Genomic DNA, 17,554 nt, shown 5'->3' on the forward strand with positions numbered 1-17,554 from the left:
CGGGTCGGCGCAGCAGACCCAGGTCACGCGATCGGATCCGTCCACGCCAATTGACCCATCACGAGTCCCGCGTCGCGTGACACGATCTGGGCACGACCGGCTACCAGGCGCTTCGGCTTGATGCGGCCAATGACCGCGCCCTCATCAGGGCTGCCGGACAGCATCAAACCAGTGGTACCGAGTTCAGACAGTGCCTGAAGGACAGGTTCGAAGGCAGCGCGCGAAGCACCGCCCATTCGTCTGCTCACGATGACGTGAAGACCCACATCCACAGCCTGAGCAAGTAACGGTTGGAGGGCGATCAGCGGGTTACCTGACTGTGTGGCAACCAGATCGTAGTCATCGACCAGCAGCCACGCCTCGGCGCCCTGCCACCAGGAGCGGTTACGGAGCTGCTCAGTTGTCACAGAGTCACTGGGCAGTCGGGTGCGCAGATACTCAGCCAGATCATTGATTGTCGCTGTCGCATCATCACGCGTGGTCATGTAACCCGCAAGGTACTCCTCGGGAACCTCCCCGAGCAGGGTGCGGCGGTAGTCAACCAGGAAGATCTGGGCCTGTTTCGGTGTACTCGTGCGCATGATTTCACGAGCGACAGTGCGCAGGAATGTGGTCTTGCCGGACTTGGAATCGCCATACAGGTACAGGTGCGATTCGTGGGCAGGATCGAAGACCCATGGGCCCAGTCGGGATTCTTCCACGCCGAGCAGCAATCCCTCGCGGTCCTGCGCGCCCTCCAGTTGCTGGACTTCCTCCACCGTGATGCGTTCGGGCAACAGGCGCAGTTTCGGACCCGGTGCGGGAGTAGCCTTTGCGATGCGCTCAAGCGTTGCGGTAATGCCGGCTGACATGGACGATACGTCGTGGTCACCGTCCTCCCTCGGCAATGCGACGAGGACGTGGTGGCCGCCCATTTCCAAGCCGCGCCCTGGACGACCCTCCGGCACCGTAGCCGCAACCTTGCGGTTGACTTCAGAATCGGTGACGTCGCCCAGCCGCAGCTCCAGCTTTGATCCCATGACGTCACGCACCTGCTGACGCATATCCATCCAGCGTGATGTCGCGACTATCAGGTGGACGCCGAACGACAGAGCTCGCGGCAACATCGCCTGGATTCGCATATCGAGATCCTCGAAGTCGCTGCGCAGGATCGCCCACCCGTCAACGACCAGGAACACATCACCGTATCCGTCGTCGAAACGCCCCTCAGCGCGTCCCTGCCGGTACGTGGAGATGGAGTCGATTCGATTCGCGCGGAAATAGCGTTCACGGTCGACGATGATGGACTCGATCTCGGCAAGCATACGGTTGAGGACGTCGGGGGTATCACGCGTCGCCACGCCAGCGATGTGGGGTGCGTCCGCAAAGGCTGAGAAGGTGCCGCCGCCCAGATCAATGATGTAGAACTGGACTTCCTGCGGTGTGTGCGTCAACGACAGTGCCATGACCAGTGTGCGCAGCGCGGTGGACTTACCTGACAGTGGACCACCCACAATGGCCATGTGACCACCCGCGCCGGACAGGTCATATTCCAGTGTCTCACGGCGCTGTTCCAGCGGAACGTCAGTGGTGCCCATCGGGACACGCAGACGGCCTTTCGCACGCCACGACTGTGAAACCAATCCCAGGCGCGGATCAGCATCCAGATCCGGCATGAGGGCGTCCAACGTATCCGGAATATCCAGGGGCGGCAGCCACACCTGGTGAGCTTCAGGTCCGTGACCCACCATCTTGGCAACCGCAATATCCATCTGTGTCATATCCGCCCACTGACGGTCCTCAGGGGCGACATATTCCTGGCGAGCTTCTTCCTGCTCGCGATCAGAATCCTGGTCAGAGTTATCCTCGTCAAGCGAAAGCTGAGGAGTGGAGGTGAACGGGAGGATCGTGAGCGCCGACTCGGGGGAGCCGGCCTGCTCGCCTGAGCGTGGAGCGTGGGAACGTGCCGGCGGGGGCGCGGCAACATACGAGGCGCGGAAACGCACCATCTGATCAGTACCGGTCTTCAGATATCCGACACCTGGAATCGATGGCAGCTCATACGCATCCGTCACACCCAGCACGGAACGTGACTCCTGACCGGAGAATGTACGCAAGCCCATGCGATAGGACAGGTGCGAATCCAGCCCGCGCAGACGGCCTTCTTCCAGGCGCTGAGAGGCCAGCAGCAAGTGGATCGACATGGATCGCCCCAGACGACCGATTTGTACGAACAGATCAATGAAGTCAGGCTTGGCCGACAACAGTTCGGAAAACTCGTCGAGGATGATGAACAGTGCCGGCATCGGCGGATACTCGTGTTTCCCGGCGCGCCGATCTGCCTCGTAATCCGTGACGTTGGCGTAGTTGCCGGCCTTTCGCAGCAGCTCCTGGCGTCGCACCATTTCGCCGCGCAGGGCCTCCTGCATACGGTCAACCAGGAACAGTTCCGACTCAAGGTTGGAAATGACGGCCGATACGTGCGGCAGCTTGCCCATTCCCCAGAACGTCGCGCCACCCTTGAAGTCAACCAGCACGAAGTTGAGCTGCTCGGGGGAGTGGGTCAGCGCCATTGCCAGCACCAGAGTCCTGAGTACCTCAGACTTACCTGAACCAGTCGCACCGATCAGCAGGCCATGCGGGCCCATACCTTGCTGAGCTGATTCCTTGATGTCCAGCAGGACGGGGATCCCCTCGGGCGTCACACCGAACGGAACACGCAGCAAGTCGCGCCCGGTGCGGTACTTCCATTCCTTATCTGGATCGAAGTCGCGCACATCCGGCAGGTGCAGCAGCGTCATCAGGTCTTCCGAACGTGCGGGGTCTGAGCGGCCGACAGGTTTGTCGGCGGAACGTTTCTCGCCTTCGCTCCAAAATGCGGTGCGTCGGCTCAGTGCTTCAGCCTGCTCGATGCTCATCTCATCGGGTTGGGCGACGATGGGGCGCTGATCCATCAGCACGACTTCCATGACTCGCCGATCGGTAGGATCCTTGTGTTCGTACGGGTGAATCAGCAGGCGCATCGTGCTGCGTGAGACGAGCGGTCCCCACTTTTCGAGAACCTTGATAACGGTGACGCCCAGACATCCTTCGAGTGACCCGAGGCGCGTTTGTGACGGCATGTTCGCATCGTCGACGATCAGCACGAGGTGCGGCCACTGCACGTTTTCGTCACGTGGTCGGAACGTGCCACGCGTGGTGAACTCCTCACCCAGCAGGTTTTCCAGTTCGGCGTAGTCGCTGGTGATCATTCGTGCAGGGCCGAGGGCGTCCCGCTCCTCTGATGAACGCGCATGCGGGGCCCACTTGACCCACTCCCACTGCGGGCGTGCCTCCTCGGAGCACAACACGGCGACTTTCAGGGCGCCTGGACCGATGAATGTCAGCAGGTGGCACAGCATGGCACGTGCCTGCGCGCGGGCCACATCGTGCCGCCCTGCAACCTCAATATGGGAGAATTCTCCGATCATGACGCCGAAAGGCACATGATCAATGTTGGAAAACGTCTCCACGAACCGGTTGAGCGCACTATGGCAGACGATGTCGGGGTTGGCCATCGGAGGAAGCTCAGGTACGTCAAGATCCATTGAGAGTGCTTGTGTTGAAGAGCCAATTCGCATGTTGAGCGCGTCAGCATCCCCTGGGGCTCGTTCCCACAGACGGGCGCGATCCTGCGCAATCAGCGTTAAAGCCAGCGGATCGGGTAAGTGCCAGCGGATATAGGCGCGCTGTTTGCGCTCAGCAGTGCGGACGGTCTGGCGCATTTCTGACAGGTAGGCGAGGTATTCCCGGCGGGTCGTCACCACTTTTTGACGGTGCCCGCCGATCTGGCGGTAGATATTGAAACCGACCATGGATAGCATCGCGAAAACCATGGCGCCGCCCATCATGAGCATGCGCGGGTTGTTGTTCGCACTCATGACCATAAAGATCATGACACCCATCGATCCGAACATCGGGACAACCGTCATCAGGACATTGCCCATACCAGGCGGTTCAACCTGATCCGGAGGCCCCTCGATCGGGATCGTACCCGCAGGCAGCTCCGGCGAGCTGACCCGGTCTGGGGATGCGTCCTCTTCTGCCATATTTTCACCTCAAATGGTGGTCTTGACATGAAATGCATGCGCATCTCATATTATCTTGATAGTGGGGATAGAACGAGAGGTTCACCAGCTCGAAGGACAGGACAGCCTATGACATCGGTTGCGCAGGCCACTATCGAGCAGGCTGGTACCCGGTCAGATGTCGCCGTCCCTGTCGGCACGACGGTGTCAGGCTTGCTTGCGATGATGAATGTGGATACGTCGATGGGCGACGTCCGCATCACGTTGCCGAGCGGCAAGCCGGTGTCCCCTTCTCAAGCGCTGGGACGAGATCTTCCGTCCGGCACTATTCTGTCGGTCGCCAGTGGACTAGCGTCCGACCGGGCGCAAGTCAGGGCCCGTGAATACGCCGAGGCCCCCTGGTTCAACCGCCTTCTGGGCATCGTGGGCATCATGATTGCCGTCGTTGGGCTTGAAACGGCCTGCATTATCGCCCCACTGGTGGCACGGTCGGCCATGATTCCACAAGGCGTGCGCATTGGTGCCGGCATCGTGTCGATCCTCCTGATTCATCCCCTGATTTTCCGAGGTCGTCTGCACGCGGGAACCGCAGCCTGCCTGGCGCTGAGTTCCTTCATCGGCGTGGCATCCCTGGCGTTGCTTCCTCCGCAGGCCCCCGTTTCCATCGTTCTTGCACCCCCCATGCTGTGTTGGGTTGCGTTTGGAGTATCGCTTCTGTATTGGCTGACGACTCGCCTGCCTTCGGCGGCGGCCAGCGCTGTCGCTTTCGGTGTGTTAGCTGCTGTGCTGTCCATGACCACGGCGTTCCAGATTCCGTGGTCCACGATCATGCCGATCGGCTTGGCGTTGCTGGTGTTGGCCCTGGCGATTGTGCCTCAGACAGCGGTGCGGATTCCTGAAACGCAGCTCCTCGACCTCCCACTGGTCACCACGTCAGCGCCTGCGGTGCGTCAAGCGAAAGTGGCATCACCCTCGCGGATCACGCATGCACGTGTGGAGCGCACCGTGCGGGAGGCATCCGGGATTCTGGATACGCTGGTCATCATCTGTTGTGTGGCGGTTTGCGTCACGATTCCAACGGTGGCGAGCCGAGTTGACCTGACCTCGTGGCACGGACGCGTCGGCACTGCGACGGTTGTGTGCGCAATTCTTGCCCTCTCACTTACGCCCCGCAATACGCGTTCGAAAGCATTTCGCATCGGCCCGCGCGTATGCGCAACGGCTCTGGCGGGCGCGCTCATCATGTCCCCGACGGGGCAACAGGTGGCAGGACCTCTTGGCGTTGGCGGGATGCTGGCAATCAGCGGCATCGCAGTGGTGTGCGCGGCCATGCTGGTCTCACGCCGTGACGAGGGCGCCGCGTTCCTCGGCCGGGTCGGAGACATTGCCCAGTCAATTTCACTGGTGTTCATCTTGCCGTGCGCCGTATTCTCTACCGGCTTATTTGACGTGATCCGACAGGTGGCATCGTAACTATGACGTCTATTCCTTCCACTGCACCAGCTCAAAGCCCGATGCGCACGCAGATACCGCGCGGAACGCAATCACGTCCCTCCTCGCAAAGAAGCGCCCCCACCTCCAGTGGTAACCCGGCGTCGCGAAACCTGCGGGTCGGCTCGTACATGATCGACCTGCTGATGATCTGGGCGTGTGCAGCGCTTGCATGGTTCATCCGACCGTCTCTTATCTTCGTCGGCACTATCGTGCTGGAACTGTTCCTGGTTCTGACGCTTGTGCGCGCCCGTACCGGACGCACCTTGGGAGCACTGGCCACACGTACCGTCGCGGTCGCAGCGGGTACGGATCACGCACCGGGACTTAAACGTCAGGGAATTCGCAGCGCCATCATCGGTTTACTGCACGTCACGGTTATCGGGCCTGTGATCGTGGTGTGGCTGGGTAAAGATGGCCGCGATTGGGTTGATTCGCTCGCGGGTACGGCGACACTTGATTTGCGCTCACCGCTCAGGCGCCCGACAACGGCCCCCGACGCCTATGGCCGGCAGACTACTCACACACTGACATCGGAGAACACCGGCTGGACTGGGCCAGCCTCACCCTCGTCGCACCCGATGGACGAGGGTGACGCGCGAGTCCCCGGACCGTCGATGCCACCGGCACCTCAGCCGCAACCACAGGAGCAGGCTGGTTCACAGCAGAGCCAGCGCTCGTTTGGCATGTGGATGCCGAGCCTGTCATCTCCCGGGCTGAAACCGACAGGTGCGGGATCCTTTGCCGTTCCGTCACAGCCCAAACCGTCGTTGGCTCCGCGCCAGGCTCATCCCCAGGAAGCACCCGACCCACTGGCACAGCCTGAGGTGACACCGGCCCAGTCTGCCCAGCCCGATGGCTTCTCCGTTATCGTTCCACCAGCAGCGCCAGCGCAACCTGCTCCTGACGTGGCTCATCCGGAGCCGATTGCTTCAAATTCGGCTGCAGTTCCGCTGGCTAGCCAGTTTGCCGCCGGAGTCGAGAAGCCAGAGAATAGTGACGACACTTCTGCACCTGCACCGGAGGAGCCGCCGGCTCGAGCCGGCACGCCGAAGCCTAACACGCAGCATGATCAGAAGAACGCTGAAATATGGCTGGTATTCGATTCAGGTGAGAAAGAAGCGGTGATTGGTACGACAGTCATTGGACGCGCACCTGTCACGATGTCACCGAGTGAACGTGCTGTCACTGTCGAGGACTCAACGCGCTCACTGTCTCGCACTCATCTGCGCTTGGGTCCTGCTCCCGGCGGAGTGTGGGTGGAGGATGCTTTTTCTGCGAACGGCACGTCGGTCACGTTACCTGACGGTTCAGTGTTTGAACTGGAGCGAGGAAATCGTCAGGCTGTCCCAATTGGCGCAACACTTCGTGCTGGAGAACGGTCGATCACCATCAACTCGCCCCACAGTCACCAGTGATGGCTCTAGTGGGGAGCATCGGCAGTGACAGGAATGTCACTCGGGTAAGCGACGCCCTCATCATCGGCAGGCATGACGAACCACAATATGAGGTAGAGCATGATGCCTGACCCCGGAAGCGGCAGCGTTGCGATAAACAGCAGGCGCACAAGGATCAGATCCCAACCAAGGTATCGGGCGATACCAGCGCATACACCTCCGAGAAAACGATGCTGAGTGTCTCGGCTGAAAACCCTGCGAGAGTAACCCGTTGTGACCTGTTCATTCATGGAACCATTCCACCTGATAACAGGCATTGAGCGCTATCGGGGAAAGCCCTGAGATCTCCCTGAGGCACCCGAGCATTCGTCCACTTTCGCCCTGGCAGCCCCTTCGCAGATGCGCGGTCGCCCTCGCCAATGAGGAGCCGGTGGGCGAGGCGGTGAGCGGACGGAATTATTCTTCTGGCGAATTGTGGAAGCTTTCAGCGCTTTCAAGGCCTGCGCGCGGTGACCAAGGTCCCAGTTTTGGTAGAGTTGGCACGAAGGCGCCCGAGGACGGGTGCGTCACGAGAGAAACGAGAGATGAGGACCTCGATGGTCAAGTATGTTTACGATTTCTCCGAGGGCAACAAGTCCATGAAGGATTTGCTCGGGGGTAAGGGCGCAAACCTCGCTGAGATGACGCGACTGGGTTTGCCTGTTCCGCCTGGATTCACGATTTCCACCGAAGCCTGCCGGGCTTACCTGAAAGATGGAAGCGTGCCAGACACCCTCGAGACCGAGGTGACCGCAGCACTGCGTAGCGTTGAAGACACCATGGGCCGCCAACTCGGAGCAGGCGATGACCCGCTGCTCGTCTCGGTCCGGTCAGGCGCGAAATTCTCCATGCCCGGCATGATGGAAACAGTACTGAACATTGGCTTGAACGATGAATCAGTCGAAGGCCTGACGAAAGTTTCCGGATCAGAGCGTTTCGCATGGGACTCCTACCGCCGCCTGATCCAGATGTTCGGCAAGACGGTGCTGGACATCGATGGTGATCTGTTCTCCGACGCGTTGGATTCACTGAAGAAGGAACGCGGCGTTGAGGCCGACGTTGACCTGACCGCAGAGGACATGCGCACGCTGGTTGACACATTCAAGAAGATCGTGCGTGACGCCACCGGCGAAGACTTCCCACAGGACCCTCGCACTCAGATGGACATGGCCACCGAGGCTGTTTTCCGTTCATGGAACACGGAGCGTGCACGCATCTACCGTCGTCGCGAACGCATTCCGGATGATCTGGGCACCGCCGTCAACATCTGCACCATGGTGTTCGGCAACATGGGTGACACCTCCGGTACGGGCGTGTGCTTCACCCGCGACCCTTCCACCGGACACTCAGGCGTGTACGGCGACTACCTGCCGAACGCTCAGGGCGAAGACGTCGTGGCCGGCATTCGTAACACTCTGCAGCTGTCAGCTCTGGAAGAGCGCGATCCCAAGTCGTACCAGGAACTGCGTGCCATCATGCGCAAGCTTGAAACTCACTATCGCGACCTGTGTGACATTGAGTTCACCATCGAGCGCGGCAAGCTGTGGATGCTGCAGACCCGCGTTGGCAAGCGCACTGCCGCCGCCGCCTTCCGTGTTGCCACCCAGCTGGTTGACGAGAAGATGATTACCCGCGACGAAGCCCTCGGCCGCGTTACCGGTGACCAGCTCACTCAGTTGATGTTCCCGCAGTTTGATGCGAGCGCACAAAAGGAACTGATCGCCCGCGGCATGCCTGCATCTCCCGGTGCGGCAGTCGGAAAGATTGTCTTTGACAACGCTCAGGCTGAAGCTGCGGCCCGCGATGGAGTGAAGTGTGTGCTGGTTCGTCGTGAGACGAACCCTGATGATCTGCCCGGTATGGTTGCCGCCGAGGGTGTCCTGACCGCCCGTGGTGGCAAGACCTCTCACGCAGCTGTTGTGGCACGTGGCATGGGCAAGACCGCTGTGGTGGGCGCTGACGCGCTGGATATTGATGCCGCCGCCGGAACCGTCAAGGTGGATGGTCGTGTTCTCACCTCTGAAGACACGATCGGCATCGACGGATCCACCGGTGAAATTTTCCTTGGTGACGTTCCGGTTTCGGATTCACCTGTGACGACCTATCTGTCGCACGGACTGGAGGCGGGCCTGGAGGTTGCTGGCGATGATGCGGATATGCGTGAGCTGATTGCAGCTGTTGACCGAATTCTGGTGCACGCTGACGAGGTACGTCGCCTGCATGTGCGCGCCAATGCGGATACTCCTGAAGACTCACGTCGCGCGCTCGAGTTCGGAGCGGAAGGTATCGGCTTGTGCCGCACCGAGCATATGTTCCTGGGTGATCGTCGCCCGCTGGTTGAGCGCGCCATCCTGTCTGAAGCCGGATCGAAGGATCGTCAGGATGCGTTCGATGAGCTGGAGAAACTGCAGAAGCAGGACTTCCTCGAGATGCTCGAGGTTATGGATGACAAGTCGATGACGGTGCGTCTGATTGACCCGCCGCTGCATGAGTTCCTGCCGGATTTGACCAGCATGGAAATCAAGTTTGCCGTGGCCAAGGCCAAGGGCGAGACGATTGATCCAGCTGATGAGAAGATGCTGGCCACCGTGCGCCGTATGCATGAGGACAACCCGATGCTGGGTCTGCGTGGCGTCCGCCTGGGCATTTACCTGCCAGGCCTGTTCGAATTGCAGATCCGCGCACTGTGCGAAGCTGCTGCCGAACTTGTTGCACGCGGGCTGCACCCGCATCCGGAGGTCATGGTTCCGCTGGTCGCATCCGAACGTGAACTTCAGCTGATCCGCGAATCGGCTGAAGAGATTATCGCAGCGGTGTCCAAGGACAAGAACGTTGACCTGTCGGGTGTGACAATCGGCGCCATGATTGAGCTGCCTCGCGCAGCCATGACCGCTGAGGATCTGGCACACGCAGCCGACTTCTTCTCATTCGGCACGAACGACCTGACCCAGACCGCCTGGGGCTTCTCGCGCGATGACGTGGAAGGCGTGTTCTTCCCCGAGTACATCGATGCCGGCATCTTCGGCGTCTCTCCGTTCGAGACAATCGACCAGCACGGTGTGGGTGCCCTGGTGCGTGAAGGCGTTGAGCGTGCCCGTTCCACCAAGCCGGAAATCAAGCTCGGCGTGTGTGGCGAGCATGGCGGCGACCCGGCCTCCATCCACTTCTTCTCGAAAGTGGGCTTGAACTACGTGTCGTGCTCCCCGTTCCGCGTCCCCGTTGCGCGTCTGGAAGCAGGCCGCGCCGCGGTGGCCTCCGAAGAGAACTGATCCGCGCCGCACCTGTTCACGCAGCGCCGTCACGCCGGCCACGTCGGCCGCGTCGGTGAGCTGTCTGTCGGTGCATCAGCTGCAAGGGCTGTACCTGGTATCACTGCCGGGTACAGCCCTTCGCGTTTTCGCGTGGTGGTGTGGCGGGCCGGTGGTGTGGCGGGCCGCCGGGGTGCACGACTTACTAAAACTAACCGCCCCAGATGCACGACTCACTAAATTTGGCCCTTTGGCCTGCACGACTTACTAAATTTAACGCCCCGCCATTTCGGCCGATTTTCAAACATGCTGGTCACGGGGTATTTGGATTGTCGAGGGCGTCGCTATCCACTGTTGATCAAGGGGATTGTGCAAAAATTGGAGACTTTTTAGTGAGTTGTGCATGTGTACGCAGAGGATTAAGTAAGTCGTGTATGTGGGCGCCGAAGATTTAGTGAGTTGTGCACGTGTGAAGGCTGAATCCAGGGCATGGTGCGCTCCTTGTCCTGGAGTGACATGGCCGGGGGCGGGGCCAGCGGGCGCCCTCGTCGATGTGCCTCGACTGCTCAATGGTGAGCGAAGTCATGCCGGTGTGACGAAAAGACAAAAAATCCTGAAGTGTCGCAAAAATGGCTGTTCTGTTGCCAAAACGGAACCAATGGGACTGAGCACGATGCTAGTAAAGTTAGTGGCACCTAAGTTATACTGCGTTGAGCAGCAAAGAAGAAAAGTCAGGCACGTCGATTGGTCTTGTCGCCAGCGGTCGGAAGCTTAACTTACGAAATAAGGGAGGCTCACATCGTGAGCACAGCTCGACTCGAGCATCGCATTGAGCCACAGCGCCTAGTCGGTGTGGCATGCGTCGTAGCGTTAATGGCAATCCTTATGGCAATGCTGGCACTGCCCGCTCATGCGCAACCAGCCCCAGCATCCACACTCATCTCAGCAGAACAACCGGCACACGACTCATGGAGCTCCGTGGCCAAAGAGATGGGCTCGATTCTGGACGACGCAGTGGAGAAATACCAGGGAGGTGACGCAAAAGGCGGTAAAGACACCGTCAATGTGGCGTACTACCAGCGCTATGAGACGCTTGGCTTTGAAAAGCAGGTCATGGCGCGTATCTCCGGTGCACGCGTGTCGACAGTGGAGATGGAATTCTCGCTGCTGAAGAAAGCCATGAGTGACGGTGACGATGCGGGAGTGACTCAGCACGCCGACACCCTCAAGACCATGCTGGTTGAAGACGCGGCAACCCTTGACGGCGGCTCAGCCGACGGCGAGTCATACAGCCCCGGACCGTGGGGCCAGGTCGCCAAGGAAATGAACGGCATCCTCGATGAGGCCGTGGACCACTTCAAGAACGGTGACATTGAAGCTGGCAAGGACACCGTGAACGTGGCGTACTACCAGCGATACGAAACTCTCGGATTTGAAAAGCAGGTCATGGCGCGTATCTCCGGCACTCGCGTGTCGACAGTGGAGATGGAATTCTCGCTGCTGAAAAAGGCGATGAACGATGGCAATGCTGACGTTGTCGACCAGCACGCCACCACGCTGAAGAACTACATTCGTGAAGATGCCAACACCCTCGATGGGTACGAAGGAACAGGTGCGACCGAAAGCAGCCCGTGGCTGTCCGCATTCCTGCCCGCCTTCCTCATCATCTTGCGTGAAGGCTTCGAGGCAATCCTTGTTGTCGGCGCTGTCATCGCCTACCTGATCAAAGCGGGCCACGGTGACAAGACCAAAGTCGTGTGGGCCGGCACCGGAGTCGCCATCGTGTGCTCCATTGTGCTGGCTGTGCTGCTGAGCAACATCACGGCACTTGCCGGACATAACCAAGAACTCATCGAAGGCCTCACAGCACTGCTGGCTGTGGCCATGCTCATCTGGGTGTCCAACTGGATGATCGGCAAGTCAAGCCAGGCGGCCTGGGATCGGTTCATCAAGTCGAAGACGGAGCGCTCCTTGTCGCAGGGCTCCCTGTTCTCACTGGCCTTCATCGCATTCCTCGCGGTTTTCCGTGAAGGCGCAGAAACAATCCTGTTCTACCTTCCTGTCATCGCCCAAGCTGGCAACCAGGTGCATTACGTGTGGGTCGGTCTGGGCGTAGGCGCTGTGTGCCTGGTCATCGTCTACCTGATGATCCGACTGCTGGCTGTCAGAATCCCGCTGCGACCATTCTTCATCGTCACATCGATTCTGCTGGCGATCATGGCGATCACATTCACCGGCTCCGGTATCAAGGAGCTACAGGAAGCTGACGCGTTCCCGCTGACACCAATCAACGGGGCGCCCACCATAGATCTTCTGGGAATCTATCCCAGAGTCGAGAACCTGGCTGCTCAAGGTCTCGTTCTCCTGATCATTATCGGCCTGTTCGTTTGGGGCTCCCGACGTAATCGGGCGCAGGCTGCAGCCGATAATGCCACCCCATCTGAAGATAAAACGGAGACAGTTCAATGAAAATTCGTTTACGTCAAGTCGGTGCTGCTCTGACTGCACTCGTTGTTGCCGGTACGCTCGGTGCCTGCTCACAGCAGGGATCAACCAATGAGAGCGGCGCCTCTGACAACTCCACCACTCAGTCCGCTGCAGGCGACGCTGCTGAAAGCGCTGGTGGCGACGCAGCGGCTGCCCCAGGTGAAGACGCAGGCTTCCAGGAAAACCCGCTCGGCGATGACATTTACCTGGACAACGACCGCGTGAAGGTCGGCGGCGTCTACTTCCAGCCCGTTGACATGGAGCCTCAGATGGGTGTTCCCAAAGAGGAATCATCCATGCACCTCGAAGCTGACATTGCAGCTGGTGAAAACGACCTGGGCTACGGCGTCGGCGACTTCATCCCCGGCCTGACCGTGACCTACAAGCTGTACAAGGCAGGCACCAAGGATGTCGTGCAGGAAGGCGCCTTCATGCCGATGGTTGCCAACGACGGCCCGCACTACGGCCTGAACCTGCCCAAGCTGGATGCAGGCACCTACGACGTTGAAATCACCATCGAGTCTCCTGAAAAGGACGGCTGGATGCTGCACGTCGACAAGACCACTGGTGTGACCGGCCGCTACTGGACTGAGCCGCTGGTTGCAACGTTCAAGAACTTCCAGTGGGATCCAACCGCTGTCGAATGGTGAGCCTGACCTGCACCATTTGTTAAACGTATGAGCTGGGGCAGGGTGCTTGCGCACCCGGCCCCAGCTTGGTGCGTCAATGAAAGGTTGATTGATGATTCAGCAGATTGTTGAAATAGTCTCCACCACTCTCTTGCTGGCACTCGCCCTTGGTGCTCTCAGCGCGGCAGTACCCAGCATGGGGGGAGGCCAAAAAGGCCGCAAACCTGGATACCGCTCCATTATCTGGGGTGCGCTTGCGGGAGTCGCCCTCGGCGGTGTACTGACCATCGTGCACCTGCTGATTCCGCGTCAGATCAACCGCCAGGACATCACGTTCTGGGCGCTGATTCCCACAGTCATCCTGGCCGCTGTGACCCTCGTGATGGTGTGGCGGGTACGGGGTCGTGCTCGAAAAGGCGTTGAGGCAAGCTCAACGCAGCGTCGCGCAGCGCTGTGGGTTGCTGCAGCATATGCAGCCATGGCGACCTTCCGGGTGGCCCCCACCGCGCTCCTTCAGATCCGAACCTTCGTCTCTCCCAACACGTCCCTGGTGTCCACCGACACCGTCAAGAACATCGTCGGATACCTCATCGGCGTCGCCCTGGTCGCCCTGCTGGCCGTGGGTGTGCGCAAACTGTGCGAACGCGGTGCCCTGCTGGCACCGATCATGTCAACAGTGGGTGTCGGCATCCTGACACTGACACACGTGATCCTTATCGTCCGCATCCTGCAGGCCAAGCGGATCATTCACCTGCCCGGCGCGATCTTCGAATCCATCGCGTGGACCATCAACCACGAAGATGCCATCACCCTGGTGGCCACCGCACTGGCCGCAGTGGCCTCAATCCTGGTGTGGATCCGGTCGCGATCGCTGCCCAAGGACGGTCCGAACCCTGCTGTGCGTCGCCTCCGCCTGGCTGAAGCAAAGTCGTGGCGCCGCCTGTCTGCCGGCTCCCTCTTGGCATGTGCGGCAGCAGGTGCCGTGCTGACTATTGGGGCTGCAATCAGTTCGGCAACCGTTGAACTGTCCCAACCTGAACCGTTTGAAGTGTCAGGTGACCAGGCAGTCGTGCAGCTCGATAAAGTCTCAGATGGGCATTTGCACCGATTCGCCTACACCACGTCAACAGGCATTGAAGTGCGTTTCATCGTCATCCAGAAAGCCGGATCCTCCTTCGGGGTGGGCCTGGATGCGTGCGAGATCTGCGGCCCGACCGGGTATTACGAAAAAGACGGCAAAGTCATCTGCAAGCTGTGCGAAGTGGCCATGAACATCGCCACGATCGGATTCAAGGGTGGATGCAACCCGATCCCGATTGACTATGAAGTGTCGAACGGCACGCTGTCGGTGCCCATCGCCCAACTTGAAGCTGCAGCGAGCGTCTTCGCATGATCTGCTGTTCAGCGCCCCATTGCGTGCACATAATTCGACATCACGGTGAACGAAGTCAGGATGTGACAACATGTTTCTGAGAATGCTCAAAGGAGCACTGTTCCGTCAGCGTGGCCGCCACCTCATGATTGCCTTGACTGTCGCGCTCGGCGCGTCGGTTGCGACATCCATGCTGTCAGTCATGTTCGACGTGGGCGACAAGATCAACCAGGAGCTGAAAAACTACGGCGCCAACATTGTGGTGCGCCCCAAAGGCGCGGCCGTGGTCCAGGATCTGTATCAGTTCGACACTCCGGTTGAACAGGAAGCATTCCTTCAGGAAGACGAGCTCGGCAACATCAAGACCATCTTCTGGACCTACAACATCGTTGACTTTTCGCCGCTGCTGTCCGTACCGGTGACAACAACCGGCCAGTCATCCACCGATGACAGCATTGAACTGACCGGCACATGGTTCAGTCACGATCTCAAACTCCCCACAGGCGACACGGTGACAACCGGCCTGACCAACCTGCGTGGATGGTGGACAATGGACGGCGCGTGGCCCCAGGACGGAGACGACAACTCCGTCATCGTCGGCTCGAAACTGGCGCAGACTCAAGGATGGAGCGTCGGGCAGACAATCCCGCTGTCAGCACGCGGACACAGCCAGGACGTCACCATTTCCGGTATCTTCACCTCAGATGGAGATGAAGACTCCCAGATTTACGCGCCCCTGCATCTGGCTCAGACATTCCTGGACAAGCCCGGCGCCGTCGGATCTGTTGAAGTGTCGGCTCTGACCACCCCTGACAACGACCTGGCACGAAAAGCCGCCAAGAACCCTGCATCCCTGTCGCTGACTGAGAGGGAAACCTGGTACTGCACCGCCTACGTGTCCTCCATTGCCTACCAGATCGAAGAAGCCATGACAGATGCCGTGGCGCGGCCGGTGCGTCAGGTCTCAGAATCTGAAGGCATCATCATGGAGAAGACCCAGATGCTGATGCTGCTGGTGACGGTTCTGTCACTGGCCGGATCGGCACTGGCGATCGCGAACCTGGTGACCGCCAACGTGATGGAACGGGCTCCCGAAATCGGCTTGCTCAAAGCAGTGGGAGCGAAAGACAACGCCGTTGTGCGCATGCTGCTGGCAGAAATCACGATCGTCGGCCTGGTGGGCGGCGTCGCCGGATACTTCGCCGGCATCGGATTCGCCCAGATCATCGGCCGAACCGTCTTTTCCTCCTCCATCGCAGTTGCGCCCGTAGTGGCCGGAATCGTTGCAGTGCTTGTGACGATCGTGGTGCTGGCAGGCTCGATTCCTGCCATACGCTTCCTGCTGGGGCTGCGGCCGGCAGAAGTGCTTCACGGAAGGTGATAGTCGGTGAATAAGAGAAAAATGTACTGGCGCATGGTCACATCCTCGATCCTGCGTCGTCGATCCCGCGTGCTGATCGCAGTTCTTGCTGTTGCCATCGGCGCCACGACCCTGTCGGGACTGGCTGCCATCGCCATTGACGTGCCCAGCCAGATGGCGCAGGAAATGCGCCTGTACGGCGCGAACCTCGTGGTCGTCCCCTCCGAGAAGAACGACAACCTGACTGACCAGACCATCAACCGCATCGACGAAGTGGTGAAATCGTCGGGTTCAACGCTCGTTGGCTCAGCTGCTTTCGACTACCAGCCGGTGTCCATCAACGACCAGCCGTACGTGGCGGCAGGAACCGACATTGATGCTGTCAAGGCAATCAACCCGTACTGGTACATCGAAGGTGAATGGCCCTCAGCCGGCGGGCAGGTGCTCATCGGCCGTGAAATCGCCTCCACCATTGATGCCAAAGTGGGCGACTCGATCACCGTGTCGCAGCTCGCCGAAGGCGCCTCCTCGGCTGCCCCCCAGTCCGGCGGGCAGGACGCATCGACCGCTCCGGGCACCACAGCGATGAGCGGGGCCCCTGAGATCCCCGAAGGCTCCCACATGATGCCCGACGGCACGATCATGAAGAACAGCGAGATGCCCGGATACGACCCGTCGAAGAACGTGGACGGAATGTACGTTGGAGACCAGCCGCAAAGCGCTCAGTCCGGTGCGCCGACCACAAAGAAGGACGCGATCGAACAGCTGACGCAGAACAAGCCGACCGCTCCGGTCGCCCCAGGCAACGGCAAGGGGCAGGCGCCCGATCCGGTCGACACACGCGACATCTCACTGACGGTGTCCGGAATCCTTGAAACAGGTGGATCAGAAGACGGCTTCCTGTTCATGAGCACCGCCGACATGTCGCAGCTGACCGGCAAGGACACAAGCTACGGCGTATCTGAATATTCGGTTGCCGGGCAGGCGGAAGCCGTCTCCGCCCTCGCCAAGCAGATCAATGACGCAGTCGACGGCGTGAAGGCCTCGACAGTGACCCGACTGACCCATTCTGACGAGGGCGTCCTGACGATGCTGCGCTCGCTGATGGGAATGATCACGATCATCGTGCTGGCTTTGACGATGATCGGCGTGTCCACCACGATGATGGCTGTGGTTGCGGAACGACGCAATGAAATCGGCCTGCGCAAAGCTCTGGGAGCTCACTCGAAATCAATCGTGCGTGAATTTCTTGGTGAAGGCGTCATGCTCGGCATTCTGGGCGGTGCGATCGGCGCGGTGCTCGGCTACCTTCTGGCGATCGTGATCTGTCTGAACGTCTTCCACCGGACAATCGCATTCCACCCGCTGATGGGAGTGGTTACTGTGCTCGCATCAGTGATCATCGCGACGCTGGCATGTCTGATTCCAGTGCGTCGTGCCCTCGACGTTGACCCTGCACTGGTGCTGCGCGGAGAATAAGGAGAA

At 59.8% G+C, this 17,554-nt stretch carries 10 protein-coding genes; 8 read left to right on the top strand and 2 right to left on the bottom strand.

The genetic code is table 11. The annotated features are described in order from the left end of the window. Nucleotides 1-23 precede the first annotated feature (23 nt). Nucleotides 24-4,067 carry a type VII secretion protein EccCa gene (gene eccCa / locus QP093_RS07870; protein WP_285016013.1) on the bottom strand — a complete coding sequence of 1,348 codons (4,044 nt, stop codon included), beginning with the start codon at nt 4,065-4,067 and terminating at the stop codon, nt 24-26. 108 nt (nt 4,068-4,175) lie between these two features. Between eccCa and QP093_RS07875 the strand changes: the two genes are divergently transcribed. Then, nucleotides 4,176-5,519 carry a hypothetical protein gene (locus tag QP093_RS07875; RefSeq protein ID WP_285016014.1) on the top strand — a complete coding sequence of 448 codons (1,344 nt, stop codon included), beginning with the start codon at nt 4,176-4,178 and terminating at the stop codon, nt 5,517-5,519. Between the two features lie 2 nt (nt 5,520-5,521). Further along, entirely contained in the window at nt 5,522-6,955 is a 1,434-nt protein-coding gene (locus tag QP093_RS07880) for an FHA domain-containing protein (RefSeq protein WP_285016015.1), read from the top strand. Nucleotides 6,956-6,960: 5 nt separating this feature from the next. On the opposite strand, the gene QP093_RS07885 is transcribed toward QP093_RS07880, so the two are convergent. Next, nucleotides 6,961-7,224, bottom strand: coding sequence for a PspC domain-containing protein (locus QP093_RS07885; RefSeq protein WP_058237784.1), 264 nt, complete (start codon nt 7,222-7,224; stop codon nt 6,961-6,963). 306 nt (nt 7,225-7,530) lie between these two features. Here QP093_RS07885 and ppdK point away from each other — a divergent pair, with 306 nt between their 5' ends. From ppdK to QP093_RS07915, 6 genes are all read left to right on the top strand, one after another. Next, entirely contained in the window at nt 7,531-10,242 is a 2,712-nt protein-coding gene (gene ppdK, locus QP093_RS07890) for a pyruvate, phosphate dikinase (RefSeq protein WP_285016016.1), read from the top strand. Between the two features lie 780 nt (nt 10,243-11,022). Beyond that, entirely contained in the window at nt 11,023-12,690 is a 1,668-nt protein-coding gene (locus tag QP093_RS07895; protein ID WP_443728816.1) for an FTR1 family iron permease, read from the top strand. Then, complete coding sequence (locus QP093_RS07900) at nt 12,687-13,358, top strand: iron transporter (protein ID WP_058237786.1); 672 nt, start codon at nt 12,687-12,689, stop codon at nt 13,356-13,358. The genes QP093_RS07895 and QP093_RS07900 overlap by 4 nt, the downstream gene beginning before the upstream one ends. A 91-nt stretch (nt 13,359-13,449) precedes the next feature. Further along, entirely contained in the window at nt 13,450-14,730 is a 1,281-nt protein-coding gene (locus tag QP093_RS07905) for a Fe-S-containing protein (protein WP_285016017.1), read from the top strand. A gap of 70 nt (nt 14,731-14,800) precedes the next feature. Then, complete coding sequence (locus QP093_RS07910) at nt 14,801-16,090, top strand: ABC transporter permease (protein WP_082628661.1); 1,290 nt, start codon at nt 14,801-14,803, stop codon at nt 16,088-16,090. Between the two features lie 21 nt (nt 16,091-16,111). Then, complete coding sequence (locus QP093_RS07915) at nt 16,112-17,548, top strand: ABC transporter permease (protein WP_502929410.1); 1,437 nt, start codon at nt 16,112-16,114, stop codon at nt 17,546-17,548. Nucleotides 17,549-17,554: the final 6 nt, after the last annotated feature.

The organism is Pauljensenia sp. UMB10120 (assembly GCF_030212035.1).
GTDB classification, from domain to species: Bacteria; Actinomycetota; Actinomycetes; order Actinomycetales; family Actinomycetaceae; genus Pauljensenia; species Pauljensenia radingae_A.

Excerpts from the sequence above, each read along its gene's own strand:
- QP093_RS07915 (WP_502929410.1), top strand. The coding sequence starts at position 16,112 with ATGTACTGGCGCATGGTCACATCCTCGATCCTGCGTCGTCGATCCCGC.
- QP093_RS07905 (WP_285016017.1), top strand. The coding sequence starts at position 13,450 with ATGATTCAGCAGATTGTTGAAATAGTCTCCACCACTCTCTTGCTGGCA.
- QP093_RS07900 (WP_058237786.1), top strand. The coding sequence starts at position 12,687 with ATGAAAATTCGTTTACGTCAAGTCGGTGCTGCTCTGACTGCACTCGTT.
- QP093_RS07880 (WP_285016015.1), top strand. The coding sequence starts at position 5,522 with ATGACGTCTATTCCTTCCACTGCACCAGCTCAAAGCCCGATGCGCACG.
- QP093_RS07875 (WP_285016014.1), top strand. The coding sequence starts at position 4,176 with ATGACATCGGTTGCGCAGGCCACTATCGAGCAGGCTGGTACCCGGTCA.
- QP093_RS07910 (WP_082628661.1), top strand. The coding sequence starts at position 14,801 with ATGTTTCTGAGAATGCTCAAAGGAGCACTGTTCCGTCAGCGTGGCCGC.
- ppdK (WP_285016016.1), top strand. The coding sequence starts at position 7,531 with ATGGTCAAGTATGTTTACGATTTCTCCGAGGGCAACAAGTCCATGAAG.
- QP093_RS07885 (WP_058237784.1), bottom strand. The coding sequence starts at position 7,224 with ATGAATGAACAGGTCACAACGGGTTACTCTCGCAGGGTTTTCAGCCGA.
- eccCa (WP_285016013.1), bottom strand. The coding sequence starts at position 4,067 with ATGGCAGAAGAGGACGCATCCCCAGACCGGGTCAGCTCGCCGGAGCTG.